Source organism: Pseudomonas sp. QL9, from assembly GCF_041409665.1.
Lineage (GTDB): Bacteria > Pseudomonadota > Gammaproteobacteria > Pseudomonadales > Pseudomonadaceae > Pseudomonas > Pseudomonas knackmussii.
Genome location: NZ_CP166971.1, coordinates 2,889,940 through 2,905,235, shown reverse-complemented (window position 1 = coordinate 2,905,235; position 15,296 = coordinate 2,889,940). Strand labels below are relative to the sequence as shown.

Annotated in this window: 19 protein-coding genes; 13 read left to right on the top strand and 6 right to left on the bottom strand. The window is 67.5% G+C overall.

All coding sequences use genetic code 11. From position 1 onward, the window contains the following. The first annotated feature begins 69 nt into the window (after positions 1 to 69). Positions 70 to 804: an SDR family oxidoreductase gene (locus tag ACA097_RS13745; protein WP_371370409.1), complete on the top strand. Its 735-nt coding sequence runs from the start codon at positions 70 to 72 to the stop codon at positions 802 to 804. A gap of 33 nt (positions 805 to 837) precedes the next feature. Further along, complete coding sequence (locus tag ACA097_RS13740) at positions 838 to 1,428, top strand: 2-hydroxychromene-2-carboxylate isomerase (RefSeq protein ID WP_371370408.1); 591 nt, start codon at positions 838 to 840, stop codon at positions 1,426 to 1,428. A 4-nt stretch (positions 1,429 to 1,432) separates the two neighbouring features. On the opposite strand, the gene ACA097_RS13735 is transcribed toward ACA097_RS13740, so the two are convergent. Continuing rightward, a complete protein-coding gene (locus ACA097_RS13735) occupies positions 1,433 to 1,963 on the bottom strand; it encodes a DUF962 domain-containing protein (RefSeq protein ID WP_043256377.1) in 531 nt (176 codons plus the stop codon). A gap of 75 nt (positions 1,964 to 2,038) precedes the next feature. Here ACA097_RS13735 and ACA097_RS13730 point away from each other — a divergent pair, with 75 nt between their 5' ends. Then, the gene (locus tag ACA097_RS13730) at positions 2,039 to 2,734 is read left to right on the top strand and encodes a Crp/Fnr family transcriptional regulator (protein WP_371370407.1); all 696 of its coding nucleotides are present in this window, start codon (positions 2,039 to 2,041) and stop codon (positions 2,732 to 2,734) included. 234 nt (positions 2,735 to 2,968) lie between these two features. Further along, on the top strand, positions 2,969 to 3,730 hold the full coding sequence (locus ACA097_RS13725) for a hypothetical protein (RefSeq protein WP_043256380.1): 762 nt from the start codon (positions 2,969 to 2,971) through the stop codon (positions 3,728 to 3,730). A 27-nt stretch (positions 3,731 to 3,757) separates the two neighbouring features. On the opposite strand, the gene ACA097_RS13720 is transcribed toward ACA097_RS13725, so the two are convergent. After that, the gene (locus ACA097_RS13720; protein WP_043256382.1) at positions 3,758 to 4,741 is read right to left on the bottom strand and encodes a magnesium transporter CorA family protein; all 984 of its coding nucleotides are present in this window, start codon (positions 4,739 to 4,741) and stop codon (positions 3,758 to 3,760) included. A gap of 89 nt (positions 4,742 to 4,830) precedes the next feature. On the opposite strand from ACA097_RS13720, the gene ACA097_RS13715 reads away from it, so the two are divergent. From ACA097_RS13715 to ACA097_RS13705, 3 genes are all read left to right on the top strand, one after another. After that, positions 4,831 to 5,115 (top strand): hypothetical protein, encoded by a 285-nt coding sequence (locus ACA097_RS13715; protein WP_371370406.1) that lies wholly within the window; start codon positions 4,831 to 4,833, stop codon positions 5,113 to 5,115. A 63-nt stretch (positions 5,116 to 5,178) separates the two neighbouring features. Continuing rightward, positions 5,179 to 5,412: a TIGR02647 family protein gene (locus ACA097_RS13710; RefSeq protein WP_043256385.1), complete on the top strand. Its 234-nt coding sequence runs from the start codon at positions 5,179 to 5,181 to the stop codon at positions 5,410 to 5,412. A gap of 139 nt (positions 5,413 to 5,551) precedes the next feature. Then, positions 5,552 to 8,401: a class I adenylate cyclase gene (locus ACA097_RS13705; protein WP_371370405.1), complete on the top strand. Its 2,850-nt coding sequence runs from the start codon at positions 5,552 to 5,554 to the stop codon at positions 8,399 to 8,401. A 4-nt stretch (positions 8,402 to 8,405) separates the two neighbouring features. On the opposite strand, the gene rnk is transcribed toward ACA097_RS13705, so the two are convergent. From rnk to ACA097_RS13685, 4 genes are all read right to left on the bottom strand, one after another. Beyond that, complete coding sequence (gene rnk / locus ACA097_RS13700) at positions 8,406 to 8,813, bottom strand: nucleoside diphosphate kinase regulator (RefSeq protein WP_160288756.1); 408 nt, start codon at positions 8,811 to 8,813, stop codon at positions 8,406 to 8,408. A 107-nt stretch (positions 8,814 to 8,920) separates the two neighbouring features. Then, positions 8,921 to 9,121: a DUF1289 domain-containing protein gene (locus tag ACA097_RS13695; RefSeq protein ID WP_160288757.1), complete on the bottom strand. Its 201-nt coding sequence runs from the start codon at positions 9,119 to 9,121 to the stop codon at positions 8,921 to 8,923. Next, entirely contained in the window at positions 9,099 to 9,434 is a 336-nt protein-coding gene (gene cyaY / locus ACA097_RS13690; protein WP_043256388.1) for an iron donor protein CyaY, read from the bottom strand. Before cyaY ends, ACA097_RS13695 begins: the two co-directional genes overlap by 23 nt. Positions 9,435 to 9,443: 9 nt before the next feature. After that, positions 9,444 to 10,493, bottom strand: coding sequence for an AraC family transcriptional regulator (locus ACA097_RS13685; protein ID WP_371370404.1), 1,050 nt, complete (start codon positions 10,491 to 10,493; stop codon positions 9,444 to 9,446). 201 nt (positions 10,494 to 10,694) lie between these two features. On the opposite strand from ACA097_RS13685, the gene ACA097_RS13680 reads away from it, so the two are divergent. Genes ACA097_RS13680 through ACA097_RS13655 form a run of 6 tightly spaced genes read left to right on the top strand, consistent with a single transcriptional unit; the run spans position 10,695 to position 15,295 of the window. Then, positions 10,695 to 10,835, top strand: coding sequence for a lipoprotein (locus tag ACA097_RS13680; RefSeq protein WP_043256392.1), 141 nt, complete (start codon positions 10,695 to 10,697; stop codon positions 10,833 to 10,835). 11 nt (positions 10,836 to 10,846) lie between these two features. Then, entirely contained in the window at positions 10,847 to 12,094 is a 1,248-nt protein-coding gene (lysA, locus tag ACA097_RS13675; protein ID WP_371370403.1) for a diaminopimelate decarboxylase, read from the top strand. 10 nt (positions 12,095 to 12,104) lie between these two features. Further along, positions 12,105 to 12,935, top strand: a complete 831-nt coding sequence (gene dapF / locus ACA097_RS13670) for a diaminopimelate epimerase (RefSeq protein WP_371370402.1) — start codon at positions 12,105 to 12,107, stop codon at positions 12,933 to 12,935. 11 nt (positions 12,936 to 12,946) lie between these two features. Continuing rightward, positions 12,947 to 13,648 carry a DUF484 family protein gene (locus ACA097_RS13665; protein ID WP_371370401.1) on the top strand — a complete coding sequence of 234 codons (702 nt, stop codon included), beginning with the start codon at positions 12,947 to 12,949 and terminating at the stop codon, positions 13,646 to 13,648. A 37-nt stretch (positions 13,649 to 13,685) separates the two neighbouring features. Then, positions 13,686 to 14,606, top strand: coding sequence for a tyrosine recombinase XerC (gene xerC / locus ACA097_RS13660; protein WP_043256405.1), 921 nt, complete (start codon positions 13,686 to 13,688; stop codon positions 14,604 to 14,606). Then, positions 14,603 to 15,295, top strand: a complete 693-nt coding sequence (locus ACA097_RS13655) for an HAD family hydrolase (RefSeq protein WP_371370400.1) — start codon at positions 14,603 to 14,605, stop codon at positions 15,293 to 15,295. The genes xerC and ACA097_RS13655 overlap by 4 nt, the downstream gene beginning before the upstream one ends. The last annotated feature ends 1 nt before the right edge of the window (position 15,296 follow it).

The following is a 15,296-nucleotide window of genomic DNA, read 5'->3' as shown; positions in this document are numbered from 1 at the left end:
TGCCGGGAGCATAACATAACGTCCGTTTACCTAACGATCGTTTACCAACAACAACACGAGGGTCTGCGCATGAGCGACAACGAGAAGAAAGTCGTGCTGGTCATCGGCGCCGGCGATGCCACGGGCGGCGCCATCGCCCGCCGCTTCGCCCGCGAAGGCTATGTCGCCTGCGTAACCCGGCGTTCGGCCGACAAGCTGCAGCCGCTGGTCGGCAGCATCCGCGCCGAGGGCGGCGAGGCCCACGGCTTCGCCTCGGACGCGCGCAAGGAAGAGGACGTGATCGAGCTGGTGGAAACCATCGAGCGCGACATCGGCCCGATCGAGGCCTTCGTCTTCAACATCGGTGCCAACGTGCCCTGCAGCATCCTCGACGAGACCGCGCGAAAGTATTTCAAGATCTGGGAAATGGCCTGCTTCTCCGGCTTCCTCACCAGCCAGGCGGTGGCCCGGCGCATGGTCAAGCGCCAGCGCGGCACGATCCTCTTCACCGGTGCAACCGCCGGCCTGCGCGGCGCTGCAGGCTTTGCCGCCTTCGCCGGCGCCAAGCACGGCATCCGCGCCCTGGCCCAGAGCATGGCCCGCGAGCTCGGCCCCATGGGCCTGCACGTGGCGCATGTGGTGGTCGACGGCGCCATCGACACCGAGTTCATCCGCGACAACTTCCCGCAGAAGTACGCGCTCAAGGACCAGGACGGCATCCTCTCCCCCGAGCACATCGCCGATAACTACTGGTACCTGCACAGCCAGCCGCGCGACGCCTGGACCTTCGAGCTCGACCTGCGCCCGTGGATCGAGCGCTGGTGAATCCCGATAACGACAACAATGAGAGCATCGCCCATGAGCAAAAGCGTCGAGTTCTACTTCGACTTCGGCAGCCCGACTTCCTACCTGGCCTTCACCCAGTTGCCTGGCATCTGCGCCGAAGCCGGCGCTGAACTGGTCTACCGCCCGGTGCTGCTGGGCGGGGTGTTCCAGGCCACCGGCAACGCCTCGCCCATCGCCGTCCCGGCCAAGGGTCGCTACACCCTGATCGACATACAGCGCTTCGCCCGCCGCTACGGCGTGCCGATGAAGATGAACCCGTTCTTCCCGATCAATACGCTGCAGCTGATGCGCGCCGCCACCGGCGTGCAGATGCGCCAGCCGGAGCGCTTCGCGGCGCTGCTCGACTGCGTGTTCAAGGGCATGTGGGTGGACGCGCTGAACCTGGGCGACCCGGCCGTGCTCGGCCGGGTGCTCGCCGAGGCGGGCTTCGATCCGCAGGCATTGCTGGCGCTGACGGCGGATCAGGAAGTGAAGGACGCGCTCAAGGCCAACACCGAGGCAGCCATCAAGCGCGGCATGTTCGGTGCGCCGACCATGTTCGTCGGCAACGAGATGTTCTTCGGCCAGGACCGCCTGGACTTCGTCCGCGAGGCCCTGGCCTGAGGCCTCAGTGAGCGCGGGCCGGCTTGCGTTCGCGGATGCAGGTCGGCCCGGCGCGTTCCTCGACGGCCTGGCGCACTTCGTCGCGCAGGCCGAGCAGGAAGGCCGCCTCGGCGGCGACGAACAGCGGGCCGACGACCAGGCCCATCAGGTCATCGACGAAGGCCGGCTTGCGCCCTTCGTACCAGTGGCCGACGAACTGGATCACCCAGCCCACCAGGAACAGCCCCAGGCCCCAGCCCAGCCAGCTGGCGGTGCTGCCTGCGGCCAGATCCGCACCAACCCACAGGCTCAGCGCCAGCAGCGCGCTCATCAGCAGGCCGAAGCGCAGGTCCAGGCGCAGGTAGAACACCGCCGAGGCCAGGGCAAGCAGAGTCGCTGGCGCCAGCAGCAGGCCGCCGATCTCCACACCCGGACGCGACAGCAGCACGGCGATGGACAGGACGATCATCGGGATGCCGATGAAATGGCTGAGGATGTTGCGACGGTCGCGGTGGTAGGCGGCGTATTGGGCAAGGTGGTCGACGAGCGTTTTCATGATTGTTCTCCCGCAAGGTGCTGGCATCATGGTTGGGCTGCGCCCTCCCATTCTGTCAACTAGCCGACAAAGCCCATGAGCGACACCTCTGCCTGCCTGCAACGCATCGCCTCCGGCCGCTGGTTCCAGGGCCTGCCCGAGGAACTGCGCGAAGCCCTCGGGCGAGCCGCCCTGGTCCGCCAGTTGCCGGCGGGCCAGCGGCTCTTCGCCCGCGGCGACGCGCCCTGCGGCCTGTACTGCGTGGTCGAGGGGCAGATGCGCATAGGCGCGGTCGGTGCCAGCGGCAAGGAGGCGTTGCTGGCCCTGGTCGAGGCGCCCAACTGGTTCGGCGAGATCTGCCTGTTCGACGGCCAGCCGCGCACCCACGACGCCTACGCCGAAGGCCCGACGATCCTCCTGCAGGTGCCCATGCCGGCGTTGCGCGCTCTACTCGACCGGCACCCCGAGTACTGGCGCGACTTCGCCCTACTGATGAGCCACAAGCTGCGCATGACCTTCGCCGTGCTCGAGGAACTGGCCCTGCTGCCCGCCGCGACACGCCTGGCGCGGCGCCTGCTGATGCTGGCGGAGAGCTACGGCGAGACCGGCGCCAGCCAGCGCGAACTGCACCTGCCGCAGGAGCAGCTCGCGGCCATGCTCGGCCTGTCGCGGCAAACCACCAACCACATCCTCAAGGACCTCGAGTCGCGCGGCCTGCTGCGCCTGAGCTACGGCGGCATCGAGATACTCGACTACCCAGGTTTGCGCAGCGCCGCCCAGGCAGAAGCATGACGCGGTTGGCGAATCACTCTTTCGGATGGTTGCACACTGTGGGGCAGGCGTTAGCCTTGTGCCGAGCCGCGCGGCCCTAGGGCTGCGCGCAGGGCGCGGGGGCGCCCGATCCACCCGGGGCGCATCGCAGAGCGCCCGGCTTGCCAGGCAGGGCAAGCGCAGCACGCGTTTAGAAAGGCAACCCCACCGCCGGCACGACCGGACGGCCAACAAGAACAACAGGGAAACACCGCCATGACCCGCAAATCCATCTTGCTGTACCTGTTCGTCTGCTGCATCGCGTTACTTCCCTTCCCAGCGTCGGCCAACCTTCCCACCGAAGAGCTGCAACTGCAGAGCATGCAGGTGAACGCCTGCCGCGCCCTGGCCAGCCTGATGCTGCTGCGCGGCGAAGGCTTCCAGGACACCCATGCGAAGCAGCTGAAGACCGACCTGGCCGCCCTCGACGTCGCGGTGAAGGGCTACGCCAAATCTGACGAAGGCCTGAAGAAGGCCTACCAGGAATTGCTCACCCAGGTGCACAACGGCACCACCTACGGCCCCAAGGAAGAGGACCTGCCATGGAGCTACTCCAAGGACCTCAGCCGCTCCCTGCGTGACTTCCTGGGCGAGGTCGAGCGCTTCGTGCCGCCTTCCAAGGCCGGCGAGCTGCCGCTCTGGGAGCTGCCCGCGCGGGTCGAGTACCTCTCCGTGCAATACCTCGGGCGCGTCTACCTGGGCGGCCTGGAGATCGCCCGCGAGCAGCCGCAGGCCTATCTCGGCCAGGACGAGAGCACGCTGATTCCGGTAATCGACCAGGGCATCGGCAAGCTGCCGGCGGGCGCGGCGTCCGACAAGCTGCGCACCCGCTGGGATTACCTCAGCGCCGCACTGCGCGACATGAACAGCAAGAGCAATGCGCTGGTCAGCGTCTCCGGGCGGCCCTGGGCGCCGATCATCGTCGAGCGCCACTCGCGGGAAATGGCCTCCCAGCTGATGCAGCTCAGCCAGCAGTGAGCCTTGCGCCCGCCACCGGCGGGCGCTTCACAGCCAGCCTTTGTACTTGAACCAGAGGTACGGCAGGATCGCCGAAATCACCATGGCCACCAGCGCCATGGGGTAGCCGGCCGCCCAGGCCAGCTCGGGCATGTGCTGGAAGTTCATGCCGTACACAGTGCCCACCAGCGTCGGCGGCAGGAACAGCACGGCAGCGATGGAGAACACCTTGATGATGCTGTTCTGCTCGATGTTGATCAGGCCGAGCGTGGCATCGAGCAGGAAGGTGATCTCGCCGGACATCTTCGTCAGGTACTCGCTGAGCGAGCGCACGTCGCGCTCCACCGACTTCATTCCCAGCCGGGCGTCCTCGCTGACCCAGGCATTGCTTCCCTGGCGGAAATAGGCAACGGGCCGACCAACGCTGAGCAAGCTGCCGTTGAGCTTGGACAGCAGCGAGTTGCTGCGCCCCAGGTGCTTGACGATCTGCTGCAGGTCGGTCTTCGGCAGGCGGCTCTTCGGCAGCTCGCCATTGTGCTCGGTGAAGATGTCGCGGGACAGCGTATCCAGCTGTGCCTGCACCTCTTCCAGGACATCGGCGATTCGGTCCACCACGCTATCCAGCAATTCGACGAACAGCAGGTCGGCAGTCCCTTTGCAGCCACCGCGCTGCACCCGCGCTTCGAAGGTGCGGAATGGCAGCAGCTCGGCATAGCGCACGGTCACGAGCCACTTCGCAGTCAACACGCAGGTGATCTCGGCGGTGCTGGGGCGATGCTCGCGAATGCCGCTCACCACAGCCGTGGTCATGTAGAGCGCGCCGTTGCTTTCGTAGAAGCGCGAGGAGTCCTCGATCTCCGCCATCTCCTCGCGGGTCGGCACGTTGACCCCGATGATCGACTCGAGCAGCGCCTCTTCCTCCTGGGTCGGGTGCAGCAGGTCGATCCACAGCGTGCCGGCCGGCATGCCGCCTTGCAGGTCGCCCCGGTGGGGCTCCAGGCGGTCGCCTGCAAGCGAGTAATAGGTGATCATGTCGCCTTCGCGTCCTTCCGCGGCCTTCGGGGTCAGCGCAGGTTGGACAACTTCCACCGGCTTAACAAGCCCGCGCGGAGCCACCAGGCATGAGCGACATCGACGACACCGAAGAATCCTTCGCCGAGGACACCCTGATCCAGGCCATCGAGAACCAGATCGAGAGCGAGCAGCCGCCGGCAGCGCGCGCGGTCTTCAACAAGCTGACCCTGGTCGGCTATGTGCGCGAGGACGCCCTGCACCTGATGGCCCTTGTGCTGGCCCACGAGATCGACGCCATGCTCGCCGCCGACCGCCCCTTCGACGGCGCCTGGTACGAGCAGGCCCTGCGCGCCCTGCCGCAACTGCCGGGCGAGGACGAAGGCGCGGAATGAGCTTGCCGGCGACCGGGCGCCTGGAGCTACACTGCAGGCTCCCTGTCCCAGCGAGGAGTCGTCATGGCCTTTACCCATGAACTGGTAGCGGAACTCGAACTGCTGTGCCTGTACGACCTGGAGAACACCCAGGCCGGTTTGAAGATCCACCATGACGCCGAACCGGCGGCCATCGACGCGGCGCGCCGGCTACATGCCAAGGGCCTGCTCGACCAGGCCGACGGCGGCTACCTGACCAGCCTCGGGCTGGATGCCGCCGAACACGCCCAGGTGCTGCTGGGCATCCTCCGCTCCTGACCATCCCCTGGCGCGGCCGCCGAACGTCGGCGGCCGCATGCGCCACTTAAAGACCCCGCTTCCACGGTCGATATACAAGGCAGACTCACGACATCGCGCCAGCGCCGGCGCGGTGAGTGCATTGCGGTCGCGGCAGCCCATGATCCTCACCCACGAAATTCGCCCGAACATCGACGACGGCATCGACCGCAAGGTCTTGGCACGCCTGCGTAAGCGCTTCCTGGCGATCAACCAGGGCCGCCTGGAGCGCGCCATGGAGGCGCTGTCGACCCGCCAGCAGCTGGTCCTGCGCCTGCTGCCGCTGCTGCTGGACGTCAACCATCCACTGCTGCCGGGCTACGTTTCCGCCACCACCCCGGCCGGGCTCAGCGGCTTCGTGCCCAGCGACGAGCTGCTCGCCGAGGCGCAGCGCCTGACCCGTTCGTTCACCTACAAGGCCCGTCGCGGCGAGCAGGACCTGCCGATCCACGGCCTGTTCCTGATGGGCAGCCTCGGCACCCTGGCGCAGGCCGAACAGAGCGACCTCGACCTCTGGGTCTGCCATGCCGACGAGCTTCCCGCCGAGCAGGTCGCCGAACTGCGCCGCAAGTGCGACCTGCTCGAACAATGGGCGGCGACCCAGGGCGCCGAGGTGCATTGCTTCCTGGTCGAGCCGCGCGGCTTCGTCAGCGGTGCGCGCAATGCCCAGCTGACCTCCGACGACTGCGGCACCAGCCAGCACTACCTGCTGCTCGACGAGTTCTACCGGACCGCTATCTGGCTCGGCGGACGCACCCCGCTCTGGTGGCTGGTGCCGGACTACGAGGAAGGCCGCTACCGCGAGTACGTCGACACACTTCTGAGCAAGCGCTTCATCCGCGCCGACGAGGTGATCGACCTCGGCAGCCTGGCGCATATCCCACCGGGAGAGTTCATCGGCTCAGGCATGTGGCAACTGTTCAAAGGCATGAGCTCGCCCTACAAGTCGGTGCTCAAGCTGCTGCTGAGCGAGGTCTACGCCAGCGAATTCCCACGTGTGGGCTGCCTGGCCCTGCGCTTCAAGGCCGAGGTCTACGCCGGGCGCCTGGAGCTCGACGAGCTTGACCCCTACATCCTGCTTTACCGCCGCCTGGAAGAGCACCTGGCCGCGCGCGGAGAAAGCGAGCGCCTGGAACTGGTGCGCCGCTGCCTCTACCTGAAGGTCGGCAAGAAGCTCAGCCGCGCGCCGCGCCAGGGCCGCAAGAGCTGGCAGCGCCTGCTGATGGAGCGCATGACCGATGCGTGGGGCTGGGACTCGCGCGTGCTCGGCCTGCTCGATGCGCGCAGCCAGTGGAAGGTCCGCCAGGTCAGCCTGGAGCGCCGCGCGCTGGTCAACGAACTGACCTACAGCTACCGCTTCCTCTCTCAGTTCGCCCGCCAGCAACAGGCCGGTAGCGGCATCGCCCCGCGCGATCTCGGCGTGCTCGGCCGGCGCCTCTACGCGGCCTTCGAGCGCAAGGCCGGCAAGGTCGAATTCATCAACCCCGGGATCGCCCCGGACCTCGCCGAAGACCTCCTCACCCTCGCCCGCCTGCCGGCCACCGAAGCCGGCGGCCAAGCCTCCTGGGCCCTCTTCGGCGGCAGCGTGGCCAACGCCGACCTGGGCAACTACGCACCGATCAAGCGCGCCCGCGAGCTGCTCGAACTGCTCGCCTGGAGCCACCGCAACGGCGTCATCGACGGCAGCACCCGCGTGACCCTGCAACCGGGCGACAGCGACCTCACCGACTATGAGCTGAGCAACCTGCTGAGCAGCCTGCAGCAAGCCGTGCCCATGCCGCTGGAAGAGGTCGAGGAAAATGCCCTGCTGCGCCCCAGCGTGCCGAGCAGTGTGCTCATCCTGGTCAACGTCGGCCTCGATCCGTTGCGCCAGCACAGCCAGGCCAACCTGCACATGACCACCGCGCGCACCGACTCCCTGGGCTACTCGGGCGTGCGCGACAACCTGGTGCTGACCCTCGACCAGGTCAGCCTGAACAGCTGGAACGAGCTGCTGGTCAATCGCTACGCGGGCCCCTCCGCGCTGCTCGACTGCCTGCGCGACTTCCTCAACGGGCTGTCGGCCGACGCCGCTCCACCACGGTTGCTGGTGCGCTGCTTCTGCCGCAACCGCGCGGCGGCCATCGCCCAGCGGGTCGAAGACCTGTTCCGCGACGCCTATGCGCAACTGGCCGCCGGCCGCGGCGGGCGCTATCTGCTGCAGATCCGCCAGCACTACCACTTGCTGCGCCTGACGCCGGGCAAAGTCAGCCACCAGCGCCTGGCCGACCTGCCGGCGCTGCTTGAGCACCTGGGCGAAGCGCAGCCGGCCTTCAGCCCGCTGCACCTCGACCGGCACGCGCTCGAAGGCCTGGACCTCAGCCTGATCCTGCCGCTGGGTCGCCCCGGGAGCCTGCAAGTGTTCTATCGCATGGACGAGGGCCAGGCCGATCTCTACGTGCTCGATGAGCGCAATTCGCTGTGGATGCGGCGCCAGGCGTGCGATGACGAGCAGACCCTGCTGCTGCCGCTGCAGCGCTTCCTCCAGGCCATGCTCTACCGGCGCAGCGCGCAGCTGCCGCTGGGCGATGCCCAGGCGGCGGCGGGGCCGGAGATTCACTACTACGAGCTGCTTCCGGCCGGACGCGGCCGCGCGCAAAAGGTGGAACGGCGCAGCGCGCCGCAGAGCGCTCTGGCGCGGCCGCACTACAACGTCCAGGCGATTCTCGAATCCGGCGAAGGGTCACGCCCGCGCACGACCCTGTACTGCAACCACCGCGAGTTCTCCGAGCTCGAATACGGCACCGGACTGTTCCAGGCCGTAGCCCGGCACATCCTCGCCCAGCGCGCCGGGCAGGGCCGCTATCCGTGCTACATCACCGACCTGGACCTGTCGGCGATCACCGCGGAAAGCGCCCTGCAGAGCATTCACTACCTGCGCTACAAGCAGCGTCTGGAAAGCGCACTGAACACGGCGCTAGAGCAGGCCTGACGGCTTAGAGCGTGTACTCGCCGGCAGCCTCGGGCTGGTAGGTGATATCCAGCAGCGTCAGCTTCAGGGTCTTGCCGCCCGGTGCGGGCCAGTCGATCGACTGGCCGACGCTCAGGCCCAGCAGGGCAGTTCCGACCGGCGCGAGGATGGACACCTTGCCCTCGCCCCCGACCTGGTCCGGATAGACCAGGGTCAGCTGGTATTCCTTGCCACTGCCTTCCTCGCGGCAACGCACGCTTGAATTCATGGTCACCACGCCCGGCGGCACCTCGTCATGGCCGACCACCTGGGCGCGCGACAGCTCGGTTTCCAGCGCCTCGGCGGCAGGGCCGAAGTCCTCCAGGCTGTCGAGCAGGCGCTCCAGGCGCTGCAGGTCGAGACGGGTAACGGTGATGGATGGCGAGGTGGTCATGATGGCCGGCGATCTCCCTGGCGATGCTGCGAAAAAAGAAAAACCCCGCCCAAGGCGGGGTTTTCCGGGACACTATCACAGCAGGTCGAATAAGCAAGACCGGTCGGTCAGCGCCAAGGTAACCGCGGTTTGCAACGGGCTGCGGCGGCTTCGATGATCTGCCGACGGCGCGCGCCATCGGCCCCGTTCCATTCGAGAATCTCCGCCAGGCTGCGCCCGCAGCCCAGGCAGACGTCCTGCTCGTCGAGGCAGCAGCGCCGACAGCAGGGCGAAGGCACCGGTGCCTCAGACGCCGGGGAACTCGACATCCTCGCCCGCCTGCTCGCGCGTCGCGCGGCTCAGCATTTCGCCCAGCGGTTCGCGCGTACTGTCGCTGATCCACAGGCTGCCGGACTCGTCGAAATCGAAGTGGAATCCGCCCGAACGTGCCGCCACCCACAGCTGGCGCAGCGCCGGCTGGCGGCTGAGGATCAGCTGGGTGCCGTTCTCGAAGCGCACCGTCAACACACCGCTGGAATTCTCCAGGTCCACGTCCAGGCCGCTGTCATCGAAGGCGTCCTCCACGGTGGTCTGCACCTGGTCGACCAGGTCATGGAAGCGGGCCTCGCTCATCGTGCTCATGCATCGTCCTCAAGGGGTTGCCAAAGGCTGCAGTGTACGCCGGTATTCGCCCAGACTCTGCCCCGTCCAACGGCGGAAGGCGCGCGCCAGCGAGCCGGTTTCGCTGAAGCCGACCAGGCTGGCTACGTCGGCCAGCTCCAGGCCAGGATCGCGCAGGTGATACAGGACCAGCTGCTGGCGTGTCTCGTCGACCAGCCGGCTGAACGACAGGCCGCTGTCACGCAGGCGACGCTGCAAGGTGCGCGGGCTCAGCGCCAGCTCGCGGGCTAGGGTCTCGAGGTCGATGTCCTGCTCCGGCAGGCGCTGGGCAAGGCGCTGGCGGGCGCGCTCGAGGACGCTGTCGCCACGGCGGATACCATCGAGCAATCGCCCGGCATAACCGTCGAGCACGCACTGGATTTGCTGGTCGGCCTGACCCAACGGCGTGGCCAGGCGGCGCCGGGGGAAGACCAGGGCGTTATCGGCCTGACCGAACAGTACCGGGCAGCGGAAGATGCGCTGATGCTCGCGGGTATCGGCCGGCTCAGGATGGCGGAAGCGCACTTCAACCGGCGGCTCGTCGAGGGCGCAGATCCATTGCCCGAAGCGCAGCCAGCAGGCCAGCGTCTCCTCCGCCAGCTGACGCTGCAGGCGCGGCAGCAGTGGCTCCCAGCTGTGTCGCACGAGCGGTTCGCAGCCCGGCCGCGCCGGCTCGTCGTCGAGCTCGACCCGCCCCAGGCTGCCGACCAGACCGGCATAGCGCGCCTGGCGATGCAGGGCGTCGCCCAGCGTGGCGCAGCTCATCAGTAGATAGCCGAGCACGCCGAAATGCCCGGGGCGAATGGCTTCGCCCAGGTGCAGGCCGAGGTTGTCGTCACCGCTCAGCTGCATGCCGAGCTCCAGCAGATCGACGTAGACGCTGGCGGCGATGCGCGGCTCGCGCTGGCCGATCAAAGCCGGATCGAGCTGCACCTGCGCCAGCAACGGTGCGGGCGCTATGCCCTGGCGTTCGAGGTGGTCCAGCAGGCCCTGTACGTAGGCCATGGAGATGGACCCGGCGAGTACGGCTGGCGATTCCATCTGTCCTCCGAATTTTCTGACAGATGCTAGGGGTTGGACGGGGGCCTCGGCAAACCCTCCCGGCGACCTCGGGAAAATACCCGGCAGACACGGCCAACCGCGGCGCAAGCCCCGCCGGGCGGGAGCCGGGTCGCATAGGCAAGGCGCCGGGGGGTCGGTATACTCCGGCCCAATCGACGCTTTTATTACAAGGATTCCGCCATGAAGCGACTGCTGCTTCCCTTCCTCGCGCTCGCCGTGCTCAGCGCCGCGCTCGCCGGTTGCGGCCAGAAAGGCCCGCTGTACCTGCCGGACGACCAGCAAGCCCAAAGCAAGCACAGCAAGGACCGCTACGGTCTGTAAGGGAGCGATTCATGGAGGCATTCAACGTCCGCGGCGGGCAACTGTTCGCGGAAGAAGTGGCGCTGTCGGCGGTCGCCGAACGCTTCGGCACTCCCACCTACGTCTATTCGCGGTCGCACATCGAGCAGCAGTACCGCTCCTACACTGACGCCCTGCAAGGCTTGCCGCACCTGGTCTGCTTCGCGGTGAAGGCCAACTCCAACCTCGCCGTGCTGAACGTATTGGCACGCCTGGGTTCGGGCTTCGACATCGTGTCCCGTGGCGAGCTGGAACGCGTCATCGCCGCCGGCGGTGACCCGGCCAAGGTCGTGTTCTCCGGTGTCGGCAAGACCCGCGACGACATGCGCCGCGCGCTGGAAGTCGGCGTGCATTGCTTCAACGTCGAATCCACCGTGGAACTGGAGCGCCTGCAGGAAGTGGCCGCCGAACTGGGCGTGAAAGCGCCGGTTTCGCTGCGCGTGAACCCTGACGTCGACGCCCAAACCCACCCGTACATCTCCACCGGCCTGAAAGAAAACAAGTTCGGCGTTGACATCGACGAGGCCGAGGCCATCTACGCCCGCGCCGCCGAGCTGCCGAACCTGAAAGTGAAAGGCGTGGACTGTCACATCGGTTCGCAGCTGACCCAGCTGGAACCCTTCCTCGACGCCCTCGACCGCCTGCTGGCGCTGATCGATCGCCTTGCCGCGCGCGGCATCGTCATCCAGCACCTGGACCTGGGCGGTGGCCTGGGCGTGCGCTACCGCGACGAAACCCCGCCGCCGGCCAGCGACTACATCCGCGCCATCCGCGAGCGCCTGGGCAATCGACAGCTGACCCTGGTGTTCGAGCCGGGCCGCTACATCGTGGCAAACGCAGGCCTGCTGCTGACCCGCGTGGAGTACCTCAAGCACACCACGCACAAGGACTTCGCCATCATCGATGCAGCGATGAACGACCTGATCCGCCCGGCCCTCTACCAGGCCTGGATGGACGTCACCCCGGTCAGCAAGCGTGACGGCGAGAAGCGCACCTACGACCTGGTCGGACCGATCTGCGAAACCGGCGACTTCCTCGCCAAGGGCCGCGAACTGGCCCTGGCCGAAGGCGACCTGCTGGCCGTGCGTTCGGCCGGCGCCTACGGCTTCGTCATGAGTTCCAACTACAACACCCGCGGCCGCGCTGCCGAGGTGCTGGTGGACGGCGACAAGGCCTTCGAAGTGCGCCGTCGCGAGACCGTCCAGGAGCTTTACGCCGGCGAAAGCCTGCTGCCGGAGTGAGGCCGATACCATGCTTCTGCGCTTTACCAAGATGCACGGCCTGGGCAATGACTTCATGGTCCTCGACCTGGTCAGCCAGCACGCCCACGTGCTGCCGCGCCACGTCAAGACCTGGGGCGACCGCCACACGGGCGTGGGCTTCGACCAACTGCTGATCGTCGAGCCGCCGGGCAGCCCCGATGTCGACTTCCGCTACCGCATCTTCAATTCCGACGGCAGCGAAGTGGAACAGTGCGGCAACGGCGCACGCTGCTTCGCACGCTTCGTGCTGGACAAGCGCCTGACTTCGAAGAAGGTCATCCGCGTCGAGACCAAGGGCGGTGTCATCGAGCTGAGCGTTGCCAACGACGGCCAGGTCAGCGTGGACATGGGCGCCCCGCGCCTGGCGCCGGAGCAGGTGCCCTTCGTCGCCGACGTCGAGGCGCTGAGCTATAGCGTCGAAGTCGACGGTCAGAGCGTCGAGCTGGCCGCTGTTTCCATGGGCAACCCGCATGGCGTGCTGCGCGTGGACAACGTCGACAGCGCGCCGGTACGGACCCTCGGCCCGCAACTGGAAGTACACCCGCGCTTCCCGGCCAAGGCCAACATTGGCTTCCTGCAGGTCGTCGACCCGCACCATGCGCGCCTGCGCGTCTGGGAGCGCGGCGTTGGCGAGACCCAGGCCTGCGGCACCGGCGCCTGCGCCGCCGCGGTCGCCGGTATCCGCCAGGGCTGGCTGCAGTCGCCGGTGCAGATCGACCTGCCGGGCGGGCGCCTGAGCATCGAGTGGGCAGGTCCGGGGCAGCCGGTTATGATGACCGGGCCCGCCGTCCGCGTATACGAAGGCCAGGTCCGCCTATAACCGAGACGCCTATGACCGAGAAGAACCCGGAAAACCAAGCGCCGCTGGATGCCGAACAAGTCGCCGCGTACCTGCGCCAGCATCCGGAATTCTTCGTCGCGCACGACGAGCTGATTCCGGAAATGCGCATCCCCCACGACAGCGGCAGCGCCGTGTCGCTGGTGGAGCGCCAGGTCCGCCTGCTGCGCGAGCGCAACATCGAGATGCGCCATCGCCTGGCGCAGCTGATGGACGTCGCCCGCGACAACGATCGCCTGTTCGAGAAGACCCGCCGCCTGGTACTCGACCTGCTCGACGCGACCAGCCTCGAAGACGTGGTCAGCACCGTCGAAGACAGCCTGCGCCACGAGTTCCAGGTACCCTTCGTCAGCCTGATCCTGTTCAGCGACAGCAATCTTCCGGTGGGCCGCTCGGTCAGCAGCGCGGAAGCGCATCAGGCCATCGGCGGCCTGCTCTCCGGCGGCAAGACCGTCTGCGGCGTACTGCGCCTGCACGAACTGACCTTCCTGTTCGGCGAGGCCGATGGTGCCGCCGTCGGCTCTGCCGCCGTGGTCTCACTGAGCTACCAGGGCCTGCATGGCGTGCTGGCGATCGGCAGCTCCGATCCGCAGCACTACAAAAGCTCCCTCGGCACGCTGTTCCTCGGTTACGTCGCCGAAGTGCTCGCCCGCGTCCTGCCGCGCTTCTCCACGCCGCTGCGCTCGGTGCGCTGATCACCGCGCCGGCGGCCAGCCCCTGGGAGCTTGTCGTTTGAGCCTCGCCACCGATCTGGACGCCTTCCTCGAACACCTGCGCAGCGAACGCCAGGTGTCCGCACACACCCTTTCCGGCTACCAGCGCGACCTGTTGAAGGTCGTCCAGCTTTGCGAAAAAGCGGGCATCACTGGTTGGGCCGACCTCGACGTCCGCCAGCTGCGCGTATTCGTCGCCCGGCTGCACCAGCAGGGGCTGGCCAGCCGCAGTCTGGCGCGCCTGCTGTCGGCAGTGCGCGGCCTTTACCAATACCTGATCCGCGAACGCCTCTGCCGGCACAACCCGGCGGACGGGCTGTCCGCCCCCAAGGCGGCGCGCAAGCTGCCGCGCACCCTGGACGCTGACCGCGCGGCGCAGCTTCTCGACGGCGGCGTGGAAGACGACTTCATCGCCCGCCGCGACCAGGCCCTGCTGGAACTCTTCTATTCGTCCGGCCTGCGCCTGTCCGAGCTGGTCGGCCTGGACCTCGGCGGCCTCGATCTCGCCGCCGGGCTGGTGCGCGTCGTCGGCAAGGGCAACAAGGTCCGCGAGCTTCCAGTCGGCAGCGCTGCGCGCCATGCCATCGAGCAATGGCTGCCTATCCGAGAACAGGTGCGCCCGGCAGATGATGCGCTCTTCGTCGGCATCAGCGGCAAGCGACTGACCCCGCGCGCCGTGCAACTGCGCGTGCGCCAGGCCGGCGTGCGCGAGCTTGGCCAGCATCTTCATCCGCACATGCTGCGTCACTCCTTCGCCAGCCATATGCTGGAGTCGTCCCAGGACCTGCGCGCGGTGCAGGAGCTGCTCGGCCACGCCGACATCGCCACCACGCAGATCTACACGCACCTGGACTTCCAGCACCTGGCCAAGGTCTACGACCAGGCCCACCCCCGCGCCCGGCGCGGCAAACGAGACAACGACACAGGAGCCGATGAATGAGCATCCGTCTGGTCACCTTCGACCTCGACGACACCCTGTGGGACGTCGCCCCGGTGATGAACAGCGCCGAGGCGACCCTGCGCGAGTGGCTGGCGGTCAACGCCGCCCAGCTCGGGCCGGTGCCCATCGAGCAGCTGTGGGCGATCCGCGCCCGGCTGATGGAACAGGACCCGATGCTCAAGCACCGCTTGAGCGAGTTGCGCCGGCGCATCCTGCTCCACGCGCTGATCGACGCCGGCTACCCGGCAACCGAAGCGGCGGAGCTGGCCGAGGCGGGCTTCCAGGTATTTCTCCACGCGCGGCATCAGGTCAGCCTGTTCCCCGAAGTCCATCCTACGCTGGAAGCGCTGGCCAACCGCTTCATCCTCGGAGTGCTCACCAACGGCAATGCCGATGTGCGTCGCCTGGGCCTGGCCGACTACTTCCAGTTCGCCCTCTGCGCCGAAGAGCTGGGCATCGGCAAGCCCGATCCGAAGCCGTTCCAGGAAGCGCTGAAACGCGCACGTGTCGATGCCCGGGAGGCCGTGCACATCGGCGACCATCCCAGCGACGACATAGCCGGCGCGCGGCGCGCAGGCCTGCACGCGATCTGGTTCAACCCGGCGCGCAAGCCCTGGGAAGGCGAAGAAGCGCCAAGCCAGATCATTCACAGCCTGGCCGAATTGCCTGCGGTCCTCGCCCACCTGTAAT